This is a genomic window from Gordonia paraffinivorans (assembly GCF_900683595.1).
GTDB lineage: Bacteria > Actinomycetota > Actinomycetes > Mycobacteriales > Mycobacteriaceae > Gordonia > Gordonia paraffinivorans.
Genome location: NZ_CAACYD010000006.1, coordinates 479555 through 499422, shown reverse-complemented (window position 1 = coordinate 499422; position 19868 = coordinate 479555). Strand labels below are relative to the sequence as shown.

The following is a 19868-nucleotide window of genomic DNA, read 5'->3' as shown; positions in this document are numbered from 1 at the left end:
CACCATGGGCAGAACTCCCCGCCATCGTTCGGGCGGATGAGGCCGATCACGCCTCACGGTCACCCTGCCCCTCGGCGAAGTCGAGGCGCCGCAACGCCGTGCGGAGCACCTCGTCGTCGATGCGGCCGGCGTCGCGCTCCTCGATGAACACCGCACGCTGGACCTGCAGGAGCTCGGTCCGGATACGGGCGGCCCGCGCGGTCGGGCTCTCGCCGATGGCGTCGGGTCCGCGGCCGAGCTCCTCCCACGCCACGTTGCGCTGCGAGGCGATCCACTTGCGCATCAGGGCGACCTGTGAACGCATCGGATCGTCGTCGGCCCACGCTTCGGCCATCTCGTCGAGTCGACGTTCGGCCTCCCGAGACGCCCGCTCCTGGGCGGCGGCATAGGCGAGCCTGTCCTGCACCTCGTCGTCGCCGGTGACCCCCAGCGTGCGGATCACCCAGGGCAGCGTCGTGCCCTGGATGAGCAGGGTGCCGATCACGACCACGAACGTCAGGAACAGGATCTCGGCGCGGGCCGGGAACGGATCTCCGGAGTCGGTGGTGAGCGGGATGGCGAAGGCGGCGGCCAGGGAGACCACGCCGCGCATCCCGGCCCACGAGACCACGAACACCGCCGCCGCGGAGGGCGCCGGCTCGGTGCGCCGGACCCTGGGCAGGAACATGCGGGGCAGGTACGCCACCGGGTACATCCACACGATGCGCACAAGGATGGTCGCGGCGAGGACCGCCGCCGCGTCGATCGCGACATGGCCCCACGACTCGCTCTCGACGCCGGAGATGATGAACGGCATCTGCACGCCGATCAGCAGGAAGACGAAGGCCTCGAGAAGGACGTCGATCGACTTGCGCACCGCCTCGTCCTGAAGGCGTGTCGCGTAGCCCAGGCGCACCGAACGATGTCCCAGGAACAACCCGGCCGTCACCACGGCGATGACGCCGGAGGCGTCGAGTATCTCGGCGACGAAGTAGGTCACGAAGGGGACGAGCATCCCGATGGCGGTCTCCATCGGCGGATCGGTCAGCCAGACGCGGACCCGGGACACGATTGCTCCGACCACCAGGCCGATCACCAGACCGCCGAGCGCGGCGACCGCGAAGGTCAGGAGTCCCTCCCCGAGCGACGAGGTGACGCCGACCGCCGCGCCCAGCGCGATCCGGTAGGCGGTCAGCGACGTCGCGTCGTTGAGCAGGCTCTCGCCGCCGAGCAGGGTCATCACCGGGCGCGGCAGTCCGAGACGGCGGCCGATGGCCTGCGCCGACACCGCATCCGGAGGCGCGACGACCGCGCCGAGGACGAGCGCGGCCGGCAGCGTGAGACCGGGGACGGTCAGATACGCGACATAGCCGACCACGGCCGTCGTCACCAGCGGCAACGCGACCGCGAGCGTCGCGATGCCGCGCCAGCGGTCGCGGATCGCCTGGTAGGAGCTCTCCTGAGCGGCCGAGTACAACAGCGGCGGCAGGATCAGGTAGAGCACGAGCTCGGGTTCCAGCTCGGGCGTGGGCAGCCCGGGAATCCACCCCATCGCCAGGCCGACGGTGACCAGCACGAGGGGCGAGGACAGGCCGTACCGGCGGCACAGCGCGGACACCGCGATCGCGACCACTGCGACGATCAGGAGCGATGCACTCATCCGTGCGACTGTAATCGCCGGAGAACCGGTTGATAATGGTCGACGTGCAGCTCTTCCGCAGGGTGACCGGGCTCGGGCGCAGGTCGTCGCGAACCCCGACGACCGGGCAACCGACGACCGATGCGGGCGCACGATGCCCCGAGCTCGCCTCGTTCCCGCTCGACGCCCGGCCGCTGCCGGGTCCGCACGGCGACCGGCTCTGCTGCGAGGGCTGCACGGCGCTGGGCGAACGCAACTGGGCGCACCTGCGGATGTGCCTGGACTGCGGGTACATCGGCTGCTGCGACTCCAGCCCCCGGCGGCACGCGACCGCCCATTTCCACGAGTCCGGGCACCCGGTGATGCGCTCGGCCGAACCCGGCGAGAGCTGGCGCTGGTGCTACGTCCACCACGTGGTCGGTTGATGCGCCGACACCGCCGGCGGCCGCGTGCGAGGCATGCAAGAACGTGCACTGACGACAAGTAGGATTTGGGAATGACGTCGAACAGCGAGAGCGTGACCAGCGCAGATCAGCCGGCGCCGACGATCGGCCCGCCGGACATCATCGGTACGCCGCTGAGCCCGACCGCGACGAAGGTGATGGTCCTCGGTGCGGGCGAACTCGGCAAAGAGGTCGTCATCGCCTTCCAACGGCTCGGCGTCGAGGTCATCGCCGTCGACCGCTACGCGGACGCTCCCGGCCAGCAGGTCGCCCACCATGCCGAGGTCATCGACATGACCGACCGCGAGGCGTTGCTGGCCGTCATCGACAAGCACCAGCCCGCCTACGTGGTCCCCGAGATCGAGGCCATCGCCACCGAGGCCCTGGTCGAGGTCGCCGAACGCGGTATCGCGGAGGTCATCCCGACCGCGAGCGCGGTGGTCGCGACGATGAACCGCGAGGGCATCCGGCGCCTCGCCGACGAGGAGCTGGGCCTGCCCACCTCGCCCTACCTGTTCGCCGACTCTCTCGAGGAGCTGACCGTCGCGGCCCGTCAGATCGGGTTCCCGTGCGTGGTCAAGCCGGTCATGTCGTCGTCGGGCAAGGGTCAGTCGGTGGTGCGCGGCCCCGAGGACGTCGCCGCCGCCTGGGAGACCGCGAACACCGGCGGCCGCGTGCAGGGTACGCGCGTCATCGTCGAGGGCTTCATCGAATTCGACTACGAGATAACGCTTCTCACCGTCCGAGCGGTCGACCCCCGAACCGGCCGGTTGACGTCGCACTTCTGTGCGCCCATCGGTCATCGTCAGGTCAACGGCGACTATGTGGAGAGCTGGCAGCCGCACGAGATGAGTCCCGACGCGCATGCCGCCGCGACCTCGATCGCGGCCCGCATCGCCACCGCCCTCGGCGACGGAAACCTCGCCGGGCGAGGCATCTTCGGTGTGGAGTTGTTCGTCAAGGGTGACGACGTCTACTTCTCCGAAGTCAGTCCGCGACCGCACGACACCGGGCTGGTCACGATGGCGACGCAGCGCTTGTCCGAGTTCGAGATGCACGCCCGTGCCATTCTCGGTTTGCCCGTCGACGTCACGCTGGCCTCGCCCGGCGCATCCGCGGTCATCTACGGACAGCTCGACGAGAAGGCGATCGGCTTCGAGAACGTGGCCGCGGCACTCGCGGTGCCCGAGACCGACATCCGCCTGTTCGGCAAGCCCGAGAGCTTCCATCGTCGACGGATGGGCGTGGTCACGGCGACCGCCGACGACGTGCCCACCGCCCGCGAGCGTGCGGTGCGCGCCGCCTCGCTGGTGACGCCGGTGTCCGGCCGCCCGGCGGTCCGCAAGGCGACGGTCCTGCCCCCGCCGCCCGCGCCGCCGCGTCGACCCGGACCCCTGCCCGGTGCTCCGGCGGGTCCGCCGCCCGTCGGCGGTCCGGCGATGCCCCCGCCCGGGCGTCCCGTGCCGCCGCCCCCGCCCGGGCGTCCCGTGCCGCCGCCCCCGCCCGGGCGTCCCGTGCCGCCGCCCCCGCCCGGCCCGCGCCCGGCCCCCGGGCCTCGCCCTGCCGGCGGCCCGATGGGCGGGCCCGCTGCGCCCGGTCCCCGTCCGGGACCCGGCGTGCCGCCCCCGCCCCGACCCGCGGCCCCGGCGCGTCCTGCTCCGGTCATGACCTCCCTCACCAAGTCCGCGGACCCCGACGCCGGGACATCCGATGCGTCCGGAGCCGGCGCGCCCGGCTCCGACGGCTGACGGGCACCGGCGCCGGTGCCGTTCTGGGGGGAGCTGCTCGTCGCGGCCGTCGTTCTCGTCGGCCTGATCGGAATCGTCGTCCCCGTCCTGCCCGGGACGCTGCTCATCGCGGTCGCCCTGTTCGTGTGGGCGCTGGTGGTCGGGGGCTGGGCATGGTCGGTGTTCGCGGTCGCACTGCTGGCGCTGGCTGTCGGCGAGGTCGTCAAGTACCTCGTGGCGGGCCGATCGCTGCGGTCGGACGGGATCCCCAACCGGACGGTGATGGTCGGCGGGCTCGTCGGCATCGTCGGCTTCTTCGTGGTACCCGTCATCGGCCTGCTGCTCGGTTTCGTCGTGGGCGCCCTTGCCGCAGAGCTCGTGCGCACCCAGAGCGCCGGGCAGGCATGGCGTGGTGCGGTCGCGGCTCTCAGGGCGGCGGTGAAGACCATCGGCATCGAGTTGCTCTTTGCCCTCGTCGCGACCGCGATCTGGATCGGCGGCGCCTTCGCCTGGTGAGACCGCCGCGTTCGGCAGATCTGCGCGAAAGTGGCTTCACCGCATCCGATCTCGTGCGAGAATGGCGGCCGTGCGCATCGGGATGACGATGCCCGTGATGGAGCCCGGCCTCGACGCCGAGACGCTCCACGCTTGGGCCACCACCATCGACGACGGCCCGTTCAGCTCCCTGTGCTGGGGTGAGCGCATCGCGTTCGACAACCCCGAGTGCCTGACCTTCCTGGGCGCGCTGGCCGCGTGGACGCGGCGGGTGCCGCTGGTGATGACCGTCGTCGTGCCGCAGCTCCACGATCCGGTGATGCTGGCGAAGTCGCTCGCGACCGGAGACCTGTTGTCGCAGGGGCGCTTGACGGTGGCGCTCGGCGTCGGCGGGCGCCATGAGGACTACCACGCGGTGGGCGCCGATCCGTCGACGCAGACCATGCGGCAACTCGCCGAGCGGGCCGAGACCATGAAACGGGTGTGGGCGGGGGAGAAACTCACCGAATCGGTGCTCCCCGTGGGACCCCCGCCGTTCCGGGACGGCGGACCGTCGCTGCACATCGGGACCACCGGGCCCAAGACGATCCGCAGCGCCGCGCGGTGGGCGGACGGCGTCGCCGGTGTCACCCTCGATCTCGACCTGCGCAAGCAGTCGGAGCTGTTCGACGTCGCGCGGTCGGCGTGGGCCGAGGCGGGCCGCGAGGCACCACATCTCGCGACGTCGTTCTGGTTCGCCATCGGGGAGGGCGACGCCCCGCGCGCCCAGGTCACCCGCCACCTGCACCACTACATGAACTGGATTCCGTCGGAGTTCGTCGACGCCATCGCGCCGACGACCGGGTGGGCGGGCACCGACTCCGAACTGGCCGAGGTCCTGCGCCGATTCGCCGACATCGGCACCGACGAGGTGCATCTCATCCCGACGAGCACCGATCTCGAGCAGCTCCGGCGGGCCGCGGACGTCGCGGCGGAGTTCACCTGATTCCTGCCGCCTACCGGGCCGGCGACTCCTCGGCCTCGGCGGGGCGCAGCGTCGAACGCAGGTGCCGGATGGCGTCGTCGAGTCGGTTCACCGCGGGATCGTCCGACAGGGACGACGGATCCGTGGGGGCGTGCTGACGGCGTTCACCGTCGCCGGCTCGCGTGGATTCCCCACGACCCAGTTCCTCGAGTTCCCTGGCGAGCTCCGAAAGGCGCCCCGCCGCCGTGGAATCCAGCGGCATGGCCGAGGCGGCGGTGATCGCGTCGGCGATGCTCTCCGCCGTCGCCATCACCGGAATCCACGCCCACGACTCGGCGCCCGCGGGCGGAGGCTCGGAGAGTGCACGCTGCAGCGTCACCCGGGCATCCGACAACTGGTGGTAGGTCTGCAGTCGCCGTGCGGAGACGGTCTCCTCGGGCGCCTGCGCCGCGACGTCGCGGGCATAGCCGGCCAGCGACCCGAGCACCGCGACGAAGATCGGTCCGATCCGCGCGTGGCGCGCCGACGGCCACGGGAGGTAACCGAGCACGACGACGACGAGCGCGCCGACGCCCGTGTTGATCATGCGTTCGGCCGCGAGATCGAGGACCGACGTGTCGTGGGTGCGCACCAGATCGAGCGTGAACAGGATGACCGGGGTGAGGAAGAGCGTCTGGTAGAGGTAGGAGCGCCCCATCGCCCACGGCATACGAGCGGCGAAGACACCCAGCGCGCAGGCGATCTCGATCGGGCGGTCGATGACGACGCCGAGCATGGTCACACCGAGCGCGCCGAGGATCGTTCCGATGCAGCGGTTGACCGCCCGGGAGAAGATCGACCCGAGATCGGGTTTCATCACCATGGCGACGGTCAGCGGGACCCAGTACGGATGGCCGACCGGCATGGAGAAGCAGGCGACGTAGGCGACGCAGATGCACAGTGCGAAGCGTCCGGCGGATCCGATGAGTTCGTTGCCCGGCCACGTGAGGCGGCGTAGCGGTGGACGGTTTCGTGCCACAGCCACTCCTTCCGGTGTGCACTCATCCTGGAGCGGGACGGGCACGGTAGTTTTCATCTGTGACCTCACCGAAGACCGGAGACAACGGGCTCATCCGGCTCTGCGTCCTGGCGGTTGTCGCGGGGTGCGTGACCGGTGTCCTGGGCGGGGCCTTCCGCTGGTGCCTCGACCACCTCACGCGCTGGCGCCTGGAGATGCTCGACTGGTCACTCGGACTCGGAATCCCGGGCTGGTTCGTTCCCGTTGCGGTGACGGCCACCGGGGCGGCAATCGGTGCATTCGTCGCGAAACTCGTGCCGGTGTCGGCCGGTAGCGGAATCCAGCACGTCGAGGCGGTCGACCGCGGGGAGACCGGACCTGCACCGCTCCGCGTGATCCCGGCCCGGTTCTTCGGCGGTCTGGTCGCGATCGGGTCGGGCCTCATCCTCGGCCGCGAGGGGCCGACCGTCCACATGGGCGCCGTGGTCGGGTCGGGGACCGCGCGGCGGGTCCACCTCGACGACCACGACGCCCGCGTCATGCAGACCGCCCTCAGCGGCGCGGGACTGGCCGTCGCGTTCACCGCTCCGCTGGCCGGTGCGCTGTTCGCGCTCGAAGAGGTCGCCAAGACGTTCCGGATGCGACTGGTGATCCCCACCGTGTTCGCGGTGGCCGTCGCCGTGGCGGTCGCGCGCGTCATCCTCGGCGACCGGCCGGATTTCATCGTCGAGGCGGTCGAGTCACCGTCCATCACCCTGCTGCCGGTCTTCGTGGTGTTCGGGCTCATCAGCGGGGTGATCGGCATCGCCTACGGCCGGACCGTCCTCGGCGCCATCGCGCTGGTGCGACGATTCACCCACATACCCCGGATCGCGAAGGCCGCGATCATCGGCGGGTTCATCGGCGCCCTGATGGTCATCGACTCGGGTGCCGCCGGCGGCGGGGAGGGACTGGCGCAGAGCATCTTCGACGGTTCGGTCGTTCTTCCGATCGTCGTCCTGCTGCTGGTCGTGCGCTTCTTCGCCGGGCCCTTGTCATATGCGGCGGGCACTCCGGGCGGTCTGTTCGCGCCGATGCTCGCACTCGGTGCCCTGTGGGGCGTGTTGTTCGCGGCGGGGTTCGAAGTGTTCCTGCCGCAGACGGATCCGACCCTGCGTGACGCGTTGATCCTCACCGGCATGGCCGCGCTGTTCGGCGCGGTGGTTCGGGCGCCGCTGACCGGCATGGTGGTGGTCATGGAGATGAGCGCGACGACGGCCGTGGTCATACCCATGCTGGCCGCGACCGCGGCCGCGGTGCTCGTGGCCCAGCTGTCGGGCACGCCGCCGGTCTACGACTCGCTGCGGGAGTTGATGCTCGCCGACGACGCCGCGCGCAAGAAGGCGTCGGAGAACGATCCCGGGCCGAAGGGTTCCGGGCCGAAGGGTTCCGGGGAGCAGGACCCGGGTGAGAAGGCGCCGGGGGCGAAGGGGCCGGGAGAAAAGAACGCGGACGAGAGGGATTCGGACGAGAAGGATTCGCACGACGGCGACTCGACCCCCTGAGACGTGGTCGTCTCACCGACCCCGCGTGTGCGCGTCGAGGGGGACGATGAGCGGTCCGCCCGACACCGGGTCGGTCATCACGTGCGCGCGCAACCCGAACGCCTCGTCGAGGAGTTCGGGGCCGATGACCTTCGACGGCGAGCCGGACATGACGATCGCGCCATCCTTCATGACGACCAGCGAATCGCTGTAGCGGGCGGCGAGATTGAGATCGTGCAAGACCATCACGACGGTCTTGCCGTGGTCGTCGCGCAACCTGCGGACGAGGTCGAGGACGTCGATGGAGTGCGCGAGGTCGAGGTAGGTGGTCGGCTCGTCGAGCAGGATGAGGTCGGTGCCCTGGGCGAGGGTCAGCGCGATCCACACCCGCTGCCGCTGGCCGCCCGAGAGCGCGTCGAGCGTGCGGTCGGCGAGTTCGAGGGTGTCGGTCATCGCCATCGCCTCGGCGATCGCGGCCTCGTCGTCGGCGGTGGCCTGCTGGTACCAGCGCTGATGCGGGTGGCGTCCGCGGGCGACGAGGTCCGCGACGGTCAGGCCCTCCGGGGCGATCGGGTTCTGCGGCAGGATCGCCAGCGTCCGGGCCACCTGCCTCGGACGGATCTGCGTGATGTCCTCGCCGTCGAGATACACGGTGCCGGCCCTGGGCGGCAGGAGTCGGGCCAGGCACCGCAGGAGCGTCGACTTGCCGCACCCGTTGGAGCCGATGATGGTGGTGACCTCGCCGTCGGGGATCTCGATGTCGAGGTCGTCGATCACCACGCGCTGGTCATAGCCGACGGTCAGGCCGACGCCGCGCAGGCGCGCGGTCCGTGTGCCGGCGGCTTCGGTGGGGGACGAGGTCATACGGTCGCCTTCCGGGACATCATGATCATCAGGTAGATGAGGAACGGTCCGCCGATCGCCGCGGTCACGATCCCGACGGGAAGACCGCCGGGCAACACGGTGCGGCACAACAGGTCTCCGCCGAGGACCAGCGACGCGCCGATCAGGCCGGACAGCAGCGGGGTGGGCACGGCGGTGCCGGCCAGGCGCAGGGCGATCTGCGGTGCGAGCAGGGCGACGAAGGCGATGGGGCCGGCCGCCGACACGCACAGCGCGCTGACGAGGACCGCCGTCAGCAGCAGCGTCGTCGACACCGCACCGGTGCGGACGCCCAGGCCCCGCGCGAGGTCGGGACCGAGGCCGAGCATCCCGATCTGCCGGGACAGGACGATCACCACGACGACGCCGACCGCGACCCCGCCCACCACGGGCCACACGTTCGACCACCCGACGTTGGCAACGGAGCCGACCAGCCACACCTGTGCCCGGCCGACGTCGCGGATGTCGGCGCGGGTGAGCAGGAAGTTGGTGATCGCCTGCAGCATCCACGTCATGCCCACGCCGATCAGCACCAGACGGAACGGGTTGATGCCGTGGTTGGCCGCGCGGCCCGGCCAGGCGAGGACGTACATGACCGCAGCGGTCAGCACTCCGCCCAGCATCGCCGACGCCGGGACGCCCAGATCGCCGAGCCAGGCGCCCCAACCGGTGGTCGAGAAGGCGATCGCCGAGACCGCTGCCGCGCTCGCGCCGGCCGTGATGCCCAGCATGTCGGGGGTGGCCAGGGGATTCTGGGAGATCAGCTGGGTGAGTGAACCCGACATGCCCAGCCCGATGCCGACCAGGAGGCCGACGAGTGCGCGGGGCAGCGCGACGTCGAAGACCACCACGTTCTCCACGCGGGTGCCGCCGCCGAGCAGGATGCGCGCGACGTCGACCGGGGTGAGCGGGTAGTCGCTGACGCCGACCCCGGTGAGGAAGAGCACGACCGCGAGGGCCGCGGCCGCGAGCGTGACGACGAGCATGCGCGGACGGACGACGAAGGACGCGGGACCGACCGCGATGCGGTAGCCGCCGGGGTGCGGTGCCATGATCGGGCTCTCGGACGCGCTCACACCGACGCCAATCGCCGACGGCGGACCAACGCGATCAGGAACGGCGCGCCCACGATCGCCAGCATCACGCCCACCTGGATCTCGCCGGGACGAGCAACCACCCGGCCGAGGATGTCGCAGCCGATGAGGAGGATCGCCCCGAGCAGTGCCGAGTAGGGGATGATCCACCGGTAGTCGGCGCCGACGACGGCGCGGGCGACGTGCGGGACGACCAGGCCGAGGAACACGATGGGGCCGCAGGCCGCGGTGGCGGCGCCGACGAGCAGGGTGATCGTCAGGATGCCGAGCCCCCGGATGAGCGCGACCCGCGAGCCGAGCGCCTTGGTCATGTCGTCGCCCAGGCTCAGGACGTTGAGGAAGAAGCCGCCGGCCAGCGCCAGGACCAGGCCGACGGCGATGAACGGCAGGCTCGCCCAGAAGACGTCGAGGCCGCGTCCGGCCGTCGAACCGACGCTCCAGAACCGCCATTGGTCGAGCGAGTTGGTGTCGACGAGCACGATCGACGACGTGACGGCGGTGAGCATCGCGGTGAGGCCGGTGCCGGCGAGAACCAGGGTGAGCGGGCTCGATCCGCTCAACGCCGACAGGCCGAAGACGACCGTCGCCGCGATGATCGCGCCGAGGAGGCCGAAGACCATGAAGGCGACCGGGCTGGTGATGCCGAAGAGGAAGATGCCGCTCACGACCGCGCAGGCCGCGCCCGCGTTGACCCCGAGGATGCCGGGATCGGCGATCGGGTTACGGGTGTGCCCCTGGGTGATGGCCCCCGCGGCGCCGACCGCCAGGCCTACGGACAGCCCCAGGAGCGTGCGCGGAACCCGCAGGTCCCACACGATCCCGGACGCGTCGGAGTCCTTGTCGATGCGGGGCATCCGCAGGTCGAGCATCGCTGTCCAGATCTCGGCGACGCCGCCCGCGAAGCTCGTCCACACCTCGCCGAGCGGGACCGGCCGGGTCCCGAACATGACCGAGGCGATGACCAGCGCCGCGAGGACCGCGATCAGCACGGGGATACCGAGGACACGGATGGGGCGACGCACGAAGGTAAACCTTACCTACCTGCTTGGTCGTCGTGGAGGCGGCACCCGGCCTGTCGACATCAATTTCGCATAACGAAAGCGCCCGACCGGGGCAGCCTGGCCAGTGTGGGCGGTAACACTGCGCTCGGTACGGGTCGATAGACCGCATGACGTCAGTGCTTCACACAAGGAGGATCGATGAAATCGTTCAAGCGAACCGTGGTCGGGGTGCTGGTCGCCGCAGGCGTGGCAGCTGGGTCGCTGGTGGGCACGGCTCCGGCGCAGGCCGAAGTCCCCAACCTCCGGCTGACCGGCAACGTCGCCTGCCAGTTCGGTGCTGCAGGCACGGAGTGGAAGAACGCGTGGAGCATGACCCGGCACATCCGCGTCACCGCGTACGGCGCCGATTTCCCGAACGTGACGCTGCAGGAGATCAACGGCGCGCGGAAGTTCGCCAAGACCCTCAAGAGGGGCCAGTTCCTGGAGATCCGGACCACCTGGTTCGGTTGCTTCCCGTCGTCGATCTCCGGGTACACGATCTCCGACTACGCCGAGAACCTGACCGACAACGCAGGCTTCTGGTGGAACCTGCGGCGCATCGAGAACCCGTTCAACCGGTTCTCGCCCAGCACCGGATCGGCGGGCGGCTCGTCCACCGGTGGCGGCGTCAACGTCGCCGGCAGCCCCGCCATCCCGGGCCGCTGACGGCACGGTAGCGGCGCAAGCAGCACCACCGAAGGACAGAAAGAGGGCGACCGGTCGAAACCGGTCGCCCTCTTCGTGTTCGTGGGGTCGCGTCGACCGCTAGGCGGACGGGCGGGCGACCTTGTGCGGCTCGGACGCGGCGAGCATGTCCTCGCGCTCGACGACCTTGATGCGCTCGCGACCCTCCGCGGCACCCAGGGCGCGCTCGTGCTCGTCGAGTCGGTACCAGCCGTCCCAGGTGGTGTAGGGGATGTTCTTGGACTCGAGCAGCTCGACGACGGCGTCCTCGCCCGGCTCAGCCGGCTCGTTGAGCTTGCCGGCCTCCATGTCCTTGAGGATGCAGTCGACCGTCTCGTTGGCGTCGCCCTTGGTGTGGCCGATGAGGCCGACCGGGCCGCGCTTGATCCAGCCGGTGGTGTAGATGCCGATCAGCTGCTCACCCTCGTCGAAGACCCGCCCGGCCTCGTTCGGGATGACGCCGGCCTGGGCGTCGAAGGGGATCTCGGGCAGGTTGTCCGACAGATAGCCGACCGCACGGTAGACCGCGCCGACCTCCCAGTCGGTGAACTTGCCGGTCGGTTTCACGTTGCCGGTGCCGTCGAGCTCGGTGCGCTCGGTGCGCAGGCCCACGACCTTGCCGTTCTCGCCGAGGATCTCGACCGGGCTCTCGAAGAAGTGCAGGAACAGCTTGTGGATCGCACCCTGCTTGGGCTCGCGGATCGCGTAGTTCTCGATGATCGTCGCGACCTGGTCGGTGATCTTCGAGCCGCGGCGGGCGACGGCCGAACCCTCGTCGTACTCGATGTCCTCGGGGTTGACGATGACCTCGATGTTCGGCGAGTGGTCGAGCTCCTTGAGCTCGAGCGGGGTGAACTTCGCCTGGGCGGGGCCGCGGCGTCCGAAGACGTGCACCTCGACGGCCTTGTTGGCCTTCAGGCCCTGGTAGACGTTGTCCGGGATCTCCGTCGGCAGCAGCTCGTCGCCGGTCTTGGCGAGCACGCGGGCGACGTCGAGCGCGACGTTGCCGACGCCGATGACGGCGACCTTCTCCGCGTCGAGCGGCCACGTGCGCGGGAAGTCGGGATGGCCGTCGTACCAGGCGACGAACTGCGCGGCGCCGTAGCTGCCCTCGAGGTCGATGCCGGGGATGTCGAGCGAGCGGTCATCGGTGGCGCCGGTGGAGAAGATGACGGCGTCGTAGTGCTTCTTCAGGTCGGCCAGCGTGATGTCGGTGCCGTAGTCGACGTTGCCGAGCAGGCGGACCTGCGGCTTGTCGAGGACCTTGTGCAGCGCGGTGATGATGCCCTTGATGCGCGGATGGTCGGGCGCCACGCCGTAACGGATCAGTCCGAACGGAGCCGGCATGCGCTCGAAGAGGTCGATGCTGACGCCGCGATCCTTCGCGGTGTCGGACTTCATCAACGCGTCGGCGGCGTAGATCCCGGCGGGACCGGCACCGACGATCGCAACCCGAAGCGGGCGGCTGTTGTCGCTCATGGAGTAGGTGTCTTCCGTTGCTCGGCGCGCGCAGACACGAAACCCGACGGATTCGCAAGTCGGCACGCTTGGGTGTGGCCTATCTCTTCTACGGTAGGCGTTAGGTGTCCCCGACCAAAATTGCCTGTGAGGTAATCCTCACTTTTCGAGGTCACCCGTGATGACATGGGCGCCCTCGCGGCCGGCGGGCACGGTTCAGCGCGAGGCGGCCTCGACGATCGGTCCCACGGCCCGGTCCGCGACCCACGGGATGGTCAGCACAGTCGGCACCGACATCGCGGTCCCGACGTCCTGCGGCAGGTACACCACGCGGCCCGTCCGTGCGACCTGCAGTCGCGAGAACGCCTGGTTGGCCCGCAACCTGTCGTTGGCGCCCTCCCAGTCGACCGCTATCACCAGGTCCGCGGCGTCGAGCCGATCGAGGCTCTCGGCAGGAAGTTCCCCGTAGAAGCCGCTGGTGATCACGTCCTCCAGTGCCGGCGGGAAGCGCAGGCCGTATCCGGCCACGGCCTGTGCCCGCCCGTCCCCGGGTCCGTACACCGACACGCCGCCGGTCACCACCACGGCCGTCTTGCCGGCGAGAACAGGGTTCCGTTCCCGGACGCCGGCGAGGAAGGCCTCGGTCTCCTCGACCTTGCGTCGCGCCGCGTCCGGTTGTCCGATCGCGGTGCCGATCTGGATCGTCTGGGCGTCCCACGGCACCCGCCACGGCTGGTACTGGGCGGGGCGCAGGATCGTCGGCGCGGTCTTGGCGAGCAGGTCGAACTGGTCGCGGGTCGGATCGGCGCCGACCGCGGTGACGAGGTCCGGATTCGTGGCCAGCGCCTTGGGGATCTCGTCGCCGAACGCCGAGGACACGTTGGACAGCACCACCGGCGACGTGTCGCCGATGAGCTCGGCATTCCACGGCGCCTTCGCCTGGTCCGGATCGGCGAACGGCGCGATCGTCGTCGGGATGACGCCGAGGGCCAGGAGCGTGTCCCCGTCCCCGACGCCCATCGCGGCGATCCGGGTCGGGGCGCGGTCGACGACCGCGGGCGCATAGGCCTGCTGCACGGTGACCGGGAAGGCGCCCGGCTCCGGTGCGGGAACCCGCGCGGCGTCGCCTACGGACTCATCCGGCGCCGAGCACGACGTGACGATGATCGTCGCCGCGATGATGGCCGAAAGGAATCCGAACAGCTGATGTGTGTGCAGGCGCATGGGCATCCTCGCCGTCGACAGCAGTTCGTGTTCATGATACGGATCCAGCGGCAGGGGGGGGAGGGCCGCCTGCGCTCCGCAAAGCCGGACGGTGTCGATGTGGCGGCAGGAGCCGGACGGTGTCGATGTGCCGGCAGGAGCCGGACGGTGTCGATGTGCCGGCAGGAGCCGGACGGTGTCGATGTGCCGGCAGAAGCCGGACGGAGATCACACCTGGCCTGGCGATACACTGCGCGCCATGGCCAAAACTGCAGGCGGCAGCCCCGACGGCAGGCGCGGCGGGAAGAACGGCGCGTCCAAGGGCGCGCCGTCCGGGCGGCCTGCGTCCGACTCGTCGGACGAGGACGTGAACGCCGCCCTCGTCGACGACAGCGGCCCGCCCAACTGGAAGAACGCCTGGCCGTTCTACGTCGCGGCCGGAGTCGTCGCGCTGTTCGTGCTCGGCATCGTGCTGTCCAACATCTCGCGGCCCGCAGAGGACCGCGTCAGCGACGACGCGCGCGTCCAGTACGCGATCAACGACCTCTACACCGCGATGAACGCGGCCGACTACGACGAGTACCGCGACAGCACCTGCGCCGCGGATCTCGCCAAGCCGGACTTCCCGACCCGCGAGCGGTTCGTGGAGGACAACAAGGCGGTCACGGAGAAGAACGGTCCCATCGAGATCCCCGAGATCACCGACCTGGTGGTCGACGGGGACCGGGCGACCGCAAAGGTTCATTGGCACTATGAGAAGTCGTCCGACGACAAGCATGTCGACGACACGATCGTGGTCCGCGAGAACGGCGAATGGAAGGTGTGCACCTCATGACCTATGCCGGCGACCTGACCCCGCGTGAGGCGTGGGAGAAGCTCGAGAACAACCCCGACGCGGTCCTGGTGGACTGTCGCACCCGGGCGGAATGGGCGTTCGTGGGCGTCCCGGATCTCGAGATCCTCGGCAAGCGGACCGTTTTCGCCGAGTGGACGACCTACCCCGACGGGCTGCCCAATCCCGACTTCCTCGCCGAGGTCCGCGCCGCCGGTGTCACCGACGACACCGAGGTCATCTTCATCTGTCGTTCGGGCCACCGTTCGATGGGCGCCGCCGAGGCGGCGACCGCCGACGGCATCAAGAAGGCCTACAACGTGCTCGACGGATTCGAGGGCGCCCTCGACGAGAACGACCATCGTGGCGCGACCGGATGGCGCGCCGAGAACCTGCCGTGGAGGCAATCGTGAGTATCGACGTGCCCGTGGGCCGCGAACTGCCGGAGGGCGTCTCCGCCGACACCATCGCGGTGCGCGGCGGCCTGGCCCGTTCCGGTTTCTACGAGACGGCCGAGGCGCTGTATCTGACCAGCGGCTACGTCTACGACTCGGCGGAGGCGGCCGAGCGTGCCTTCACCGGCGAGGACGAGCGGTTCGTCTACTCCCGCTACGGCAACCCGACCGTGCACATGTTCCAGGAGCGCCTGCGGCAGATCGAGGGCGCCGAGGCGTGCTTCGCGACCGCCAGCGGCATGGCCGCGGTCTTCGTGGCACTCGGCGCTCTCCTCAAGGCCGGTGACCGTCTCGTCGCCGCCCGCAGCCTCTTCGGTTCGTGCTTCGTCGTGTGCAACGAGATCCTGCCCCGCTGGGGTGTGGAGACAGAGTTCGTCGACGGCGAGGACCTCGAGCAGTGGGAGCGGGCGCTGTCCAAGCCCGCCACCGCGGTGTTCTTCGAGACCCCGTCGAATCCGCTGCAGACCCTCGTCGACGTCCGCAAGGTGTCCGAGCTCGCCCACGCCGCGGGCGCGAAGGTGGTGCTGGACAACGTCTTCGCCACGCCGCTGCTGCAGCGCGGACTCGACCTCGGCGCCGACGTCATCGTCTACTCGGGCACCAAGCACATCGACGGCCAGGGTCGCGTCATGGGCGGCGCCGTGCTCGGCACCAAGGAGTACATCGACGGCCCGGTGCAGCAGCTGATGCGCCACACCGGTCCGGCGCTCAGCCCGTTCAACGCCTGGACGCTGGTCAAGGGACTCGAGACGCTGCGCCTGCGCGTCGACGCGTCGGTCTCCTCGGCTCTGCGCATCGCGGAGTTCCTCGAAGCCGATCCGCGCGTCCGCTGGGTCAAGTACCCGTTCCTGAAGTCGCATCCGCAGTACGAGCTGGCCACGAGCCAGATGTCCGGCGGCGGCACCGTGGTGACCTTCGAACTCAACGACCGCGACGGGGTCGACGGCAAGAAGCGCGCCTTCGAGGTGCTCAACGGGCTGCGCGTCATCGACATCTCGAACAACCTCGGCGACTCGAAGTCGCTCATCACACACCCCGCGACCACCACCCACCGCGCGATGGGGCCGGAGGGCCGTGCGGCCATCGGCCTGAGCGATTCGGTGGTCCGGCTGTCGGTCGGGCTCGAGGGCATCGACGACCTGCTCGGCGACCTCGACCAGGCCCTGGGCTGACCGCCGTTCAACCGGATCTCCGCGGCTCCACCACTTTTCCGTAGAGCCGCCACCCGCTCGGGTGGCGGATTCACGGAAGAGTGGTGGAGCTGTTTCAGGGGAGTTCGGCGATCCCCAGCGCGTTGAGCACCGTACGGAGCTTGAAGCCGGTCTCGTCCAGCTCGGCCTGGGGATCGGAGCCCTCGACGATGCCGCCGCCGGCCCAGGTGCGCAGGTTGCGTCGATCCCCGGCGAGCTCCAGGCACCGGATGGCGACCATCCACTCGCCGTCGCCCGCGGCGTCGCACCAGCCGACCGAGCCCGCGTAGAAGCCGCGTTCGCCCTCGACGTCGCGGATGATCTGGCCCGCGACGTCGCTCGGGGTCCCGCAGACCGCGGGGGTCGGCCCGAGCAGCAGAGCCAGGTCCAGGGCGGTGGTCGACGGATCGCGCAGCGTGGCGCGGATCGGGGTGGCCAGGTGCCAGACCTCGCCGGTGGACTGCAACCGGGGGGTCGACGGTGCGTCGACGTCGTCGCACAGGTGGGACAGCCGTTCGCGCAGATGGTCGACGACGAAGGCGTGTTCGGCGAGATCCTTCGCAGAGGCCGCCAGCCGCTTCGCGGTCGCCTCGTCCTCGGCGGGGTCCGCCGACCGCGGCGCCGAGCCGGCATACGGGTGGCAGAGCACGGTCGAGCCCGACTTCCGCAGCAACACCTCGGGACTAGCGCCCAGCAACCACGAGCCGGAGCCCGTCGCGGCGTCGAGGTCCACGGCAAACGCGTTGTGCTCGACGTTGCCACCCGCGAGGGCGTCGAGCAGTTCGAGCGGCTGCACCTTCTGATCCAGGAGCAGGTCGACGCTGCGCGCGAGCACCACCTTCTCCACATCCCCGGCGACGATGCGCTTGATCGCGTGGGCGATGCGTTCGCGGTGTTCGTCGGCGTCGGGGTGCAGGACCGTGGAGATGGCGCGGCGCGTCAGGGGAGCGCTTCCGGCCAGGGGAGACGGGTCGAACGCGAGGCGGGCGGGTGCGACCAGCGCCGCGCGGTCGCGGACGTCGAACGGGATCGCGCCGGTCAGGGATCGGATCTCGCCGGCGCGTAGAGCGGCCGAGGCCTCGTCGACATCGGTGTACGTCCGGGCGATCCCCCCGCCGCGCACCGTGCCGTGCGGGCGCGACAGGACAAAGACCTCGCTGTTCGAAGACACGACCACCAGGATACAGGTAAGCCTGCCCTAACTTCGAATCACGGTGATTCCAAATTGACACCTCTCGGGGGTTTCAGCGAATCTTGACGCAGGTCATGAGTGCCAGCGACAAGCCCCGGCTAGCTGGTCGGCAACCCTCCTCCACGGTGGGGTGCTCCGGGTGACGACCTGGCCGCGCTCGAACCCGAGCGAGGCAAGTGTGGATTCTCGAGGAGTTCTCTTCCGATGACTGCTGTTCTCTCGGCACCTGTTTCCCGGTCCGTTCGTCCTGCTCTCGGCACCGCCCCCGTCTGCGACGGCCGGTCCTCGGCCGTCGCCGACCGAGGCCCCTTCATCCCGGCGCTGGCCCCGGTCGTCGGCGCCGACACCCGGGTCCCGGTCACCGGCGGGTCCGTCGCCTACGCCAACCTCGACTACGCGGCGAGCGCGCCCGCGCTCGCAACGGTCGCCTCCGACGTGGCGGGCGCGCTCGGCGAGTACGCCAGCGTTCATCGCGGCGCCGGCCGCCTGTCGCAGGTCACCACCCGCCGGTACGAGGCGGCCCGCGAGACCGTGCGCGCCTTCGTCCGCGGCCGCGCCGACGACACCGTCGTCTTCACCCGCAACACCACCGATGCGATCAACCTCGCCGCCCACATCACCCCGGGCGACGTGGTCGTCCTCGACATCGAGCACCATGCCAACCTGCTGCCGTGGTGCGCGCCGAAGGAGGGCCGCAGCCGCGCCCGGATCGTGACCGCCTGCGACACCATCGAGGACACGCTCGTCGTGCTCGAGGCCGAACTGGCCTCGAAGCCGGCGTCGCTGCTCGCGGTCACCGCGGCCTCGAACGTCACCGGCGAGGTGCTGCCGATCGGCAAGCTCGCCTCGATCGCCCACCGCCACGGCGCCCGCATCCTCGTCGACGCGGCGCAGCTCGTCGCGCACCGGCCGATCTCGATCGTCAGCCACGGCATCGACTACCTGGCGTTCTCCGGGCACAAGGCCTACGCGCCGTTCGGCGCCGGCGTGCTCATCGGGCGCTCGGACTGGTTCGACGCCGCCGACCCCTACCTCGCCGGCGGGGGAGCGACCGCCGACGTCGACCTCGGTGACGAGGGCACCACCTGGCACTCCGGCGCAGCGCGTCACGAGGCCGGTTCGCCGAACGTGCTGGGCGCCATCTCGATCGCCAAGGCGTGCGAGGCCCTCGCCGACCTCGGCCCGGAGTACATCGGCCATCACGAGGCCGCGCTGTGCGAACGCCTCGACGCCGGGCTGGCCGCGATCGAAGGCGTCCGCCCGCTGCGGATCTTCTCCGACTCCACCGACCGCGTCGGCATCGCCGGGTTCACCGTCGACGGCCACGCCCCGCGCGCCGTCGCCGAATACCTCAGCAGCGAGCACGGAATCGGCGTCCGCGACGGCAAGTTCTGCGCCCACCCGCTGCTCAAGCGGCTCGGGCACCCGGAGGGCACGGTGCGCGCCAGCTTCGGCGCGGGCACGACCTCCGACGACGTCGACCGCCTGCTCGACGCGCTGACGACCCTGTGTGGCAACGCCGCCCGCACCACGACAACGTCCCGACCAGCACTCGACGAGGGGTACCCGGCATGACCATCGAACTCGACACCACGCGCATCGGCTCGGCCACCGCGGTCGACGTCCCGCAGGGCACCGTGAGCATCGGACGTCCCGGATTCCGAGTCGCGGTCGCCGGTGACGCGGTCGCCCAGACCTTCCCGATCGTCGTGCGGCGGGAGACCCTCCGCGAGGCGCAGCGTGCACGGTCGCTGCTGCGGTCCGGCACCCACGATCAGGCGCGTTTCACGGTGGCCCTCGAGATCGAGGTCGCCATCGCGCCGTCGGCGGCGTCGGCGCGGGCCGCCGTGGCCGAGGCCGCCCCCGGGGAGCCGGAGACGATCCGCTACGTGGGCACCACGCACGGCCTGATCACGTTGCTGCGCGACGTCTACGCGGCCGAGGTCGCCGATGCCGTCATCCTCGTCCCGCTCGACGGGGCGGCCACCGAGCGACACATCCGCGAACAGGTTCTGCCCCACTTCGCGGACGTGCGTCACCGCGTGGCGTAGTCGGACGTCGCGAACGAACC

19 protein-coding genes and 1 riboswitch are annotated in these 19868 nt (G+C 70.4%); of the genes, 11 read left to right on the top strand and 8 right to left on the bottom strand.

Features of this window, described 5'->3' with window-relative positions:
• Positions 1-46: 46 nt before the first annotated feature.
• A complete protein-coding gene (locus E1P53_RS09160) occupies positions 47-1639 on the bottom strand; it encodes a Na+/H+ antiporter (RefSeq protein ID WP_131734096.1) in 1593 nt (530 codons plus the stop codon).
• Positions 1640-1674: 35 nt separating this feature from the next.
• On the opposite strand from E1P53_RS09160, the gene E1P53_RS09155 reads away from it, so the two are divergent.
• The 4 genes from E1P53_RS09155 (at position 1675) to E1P53_RS09140 (ending at position 5268) form a co-directional block, all read left to right on the top strand.
• The gene (locus E1P53_RS09155) at positions 1675-2043 is read left to right on the top strand and encodes a UBP-type zinc finger domain-containing protein (protein ID WP_006902586.1); all 369 of its coding nucleotides are present in this window, start codon (positions 1675-1677) and stop codon (positions 2041-2043) included.
• A gap of 71 nt (positions 2044-2114) precedes the next feature.
• Complete coding sequence (gene purT / locus E1P53_RS09150; RefSeq protein ID WP_131734095.1) at positions 2115-3809, top strand: formate-dependent phosphoribosylglycinamide formyltransferase; 1695 nt, start codon at positions 2115-2117, stop codon at positions 3807-3809.
• 15 nt (positions 3810-3824) lie between these two features.
• Positions 3825-4304: a DUF456 domain-containing protein gene (locus E1P53_RS09145; RefSeq protein ID WP_006902309.1), complete on the top strand. Its 480-nt coding sequence runs from the start codon at positions 3825-3827 to the stop codon at positions 4302-4304.
• 61 nt (positions 4305-4365) lie between these two features.
• Complete coding sequence (locus tag E1P53_RS09140) at positions 4366-5268, top strand: LLM class flavin-dependent oxidoreductase (RefSeq protein WP_230825336.1); 903 nt, start codon at positions 4366-4368, stop codon at positions 5266-5268.
• Positions 5269-5278: 10 nt separating this feature from the next.
• On the opposite strand, the gene E1P53_RS09135 is transcribed toward E1P53_RS09140, so the two are convergent.
• Positions 5279-6265 carry an FUSC family protein gene (locus E1P53_RS09135; protein ID WP_165484412.1) on the bottom strand — a complete coding sequence of 329 codons (987 nt, stop codon included), beginning with the start codon at positions 6263-6265 and terminating at the stop codon, positions 5279-5281.
• Positions 6266-6324: 59 nt separating this feature from the next.
• Here E1P53_RS09135 and E1P53_RS09130 point away from each other — a divergent pair, with 59 nt between their 5' ends.
• On the top strand, positions 6325-7788 hold the full coding sequence (locus tag E1P53_RS09130) for a H(+)/Cl(-) exchange transporter ClcA (RefSeq protein ID WP_131734093.1): 1464 nt from the start codon (positions 6325-6327) through the stop codon (positions 7786-7788).
• A gap of 12 nt (positions 7789-7800) precedes the next feature.
• On the opposite strand, the gene E1P53_RS09125 is transcribed toward E1P53_RS09130, so the two are convergent.
• The 3 genes from E1P53_RS09125 to E1P53_RS09115 are packed head-to-tail and all read right to left on the bottom strand — an operon-like array spanning position 7801 to position 10765.
• Complete coding sequence (locus E1P53_RS09125) at positions 7801-8631, bottom strand: ABC transporter ATP-binding protein (protein ID WP_006902303.1); 831 nt, start codon at positions 8629-8631, stop codon at positions 7801-7803.
• Positions 8628-9701, bottom strand: coding sequence for a FecCD family ABC transporter permease (locus tag E1P53_RS09120; RefSeq protein ID WP_131734092.1), 1074 nt, complete (start codon positions 9699-9701; stop codon positions 8628-8630). The genes E1P53_RS09125 and E1P53_RS09120 overlap by 4 nt, the downstream gene beginning before the upstream one ends.
• Positions 9702-9721: 20 nt before the next feature.
• The gene (locus tag E1P53_RS09115) at positions 9722-10765 is read right to left on the bottom strand and encodes a FecCD family ABC transporter permease (protein WP_006902301.1); all 1044 of its coding nucleotides are present in this window, start codon (positions 10763-10765) and stop codon (positions 9722-9724) included.
• Between the two features lie 177 nt (positions 10766-10942).
• Here E1P53_RS09115 and E1P53_RS09110 point away from each other — a divergent pair, with 177 nt between their 5' ends.
• Positions 10943-11449 carry a hypothetical protein gene (locus E1P53_RS09110; RefSeq protein ID WP_006902300.1) on the top strand — a complete coding sequence of 169 codons (507 nt, stop codon included), beginning with the start codon at positions 10943-10945 and terminating at the stop codon, positions 11447-11449.
• Between the two features lie 99 nt (positions 11450-11548).
• On the opposite strand, the gene E1P53_RS09105 is transcribed toward E1P53_RS09110, so the two are convergent.
• Both E1P53_RS09105 and E1P53_RS09100 read right to left on the bottom strand, forming a co-directional pair.
• Positions 11549-12946 (bottom strand): FAD-dependent oxidoreductase, encoded by a 1398-nt coding sequence (locus E1P53_RS09105; RefSeq protein ID WP_006902299.1) that lies wholly within the window; start codon positions 12944-12946, stop codon positions 11549-11551.
• 195 nt (positions 12947-13141) lie between these two features.
• Positions 13142-14149 (bottom strand): ABC transporter substrate-binding protein, encoded by a 1008-nt coding sequence (locus tag E1P53_RS09100; protein ID WP_131734091.1) that lies wholly within the window; start codon positions 14147-14149, stop codon positions 13142-13144.
• Positions 14150-14387: 238 nt separating this feature from the next.
• On the opposite strand from E1P53_RS09100, the gene E1P53_RS09095 reads away from it, so the two are divergent.
• The 3 genes from E1P53_RS09095 to E1P53_RS09085 are packed head-to-tail and all read left to right on the top strand — an operon-like array spanning position 14388 to position 16587.
• The gene (locus tag E1P53_RS09095) at positions 14388-14963 is read left to right on the top strand and encodes an Rv0361 family membrane protein (RefSeq protein WP_006902297.1); all 576 of its coding nucleotides are present in this window, start codon (positions 14388-14390) and stop codon (positions 14961-14963) included.
• Positions 14960-15373: a rhodanese-like domain-containing protein gene (locus tag E1P53_RS09090; protein WP_006902296.1), complete on the top strand. Its 414-nt coding sequence runs from the start codon at positions 14960-14962 to the stop codon at positions 15371-15373. The genes E1P53_RS09095 and E1P53_RS09090 overlap by 4 nt, the downstream gene beginning before the upstream one ends.
• Positions 15370-16587, top strand: a complete 1218-nt coding sequence (locus E1P53_RS09085) for an O-succinylhomoserine sulfhydrylase (RefSeq protein ID WP_371830994.1) — start codon at positions 15370-15372, stop codon at positions 16585-16587. Before E1P53_RS09090 ends, E1P53_RS09085 begins: the two co-directional genes overlap by 4 nt.
• A 94-nt stretch (positions 16588-16681) precedes the next feature.
• Here E1P53_RS09085 and E1P53_RS09080 read toward each other — a convergent pair whose 3' ends face one another.
• Positions 16682-17782, bottom strand: a complete 1101-nt coding sequence (locus E1P53_RS09080) for an isochorismate synthase (protein ID WP_006902294.1) — start codon at positions 17780-17782, stop codon at positions 16682-16684.
• A gap of 85 nt (positions 17783-17867) precedes the next feature.
• Positions 17868-17982: riboswitch (SAM riboswitch) on the top strand.
• Positions 17983-18001: 19 nt separating this feature from the next.
• Between E1P53_RS09080 and E1P53_RS09075 the strand changes: the two genes are divergently transcribed.
• Both E1P53_RS09075 and E1P53_RS09070 read left to right on the top strand, forming a co-directional pair.
• Entirely contained in the window at positions 18002-19372 is a 1371-nt protein-coding gene (locus E1P53_RS09075; RefSeq protein ID WP_131734090.1) for an aminotransferase class V-fold PLP-dependent enzyme, read from the top strand.
• Complete coding sequence (locus E1P53_RS09070; protein ID WP_210754810.1) at positions 19369-19848, top strand: hypothetical protein; 480 nt, start codon at positions 19369-19371, stop codon at positions 19846-19848. The genes E1P53_RS09075 and E1P53_RS09070 overlap by 4 nt, the downstream gene beginning before the upstream one ends.
• Positions 19849-19868: the final 20 nt, after the last annotated feature.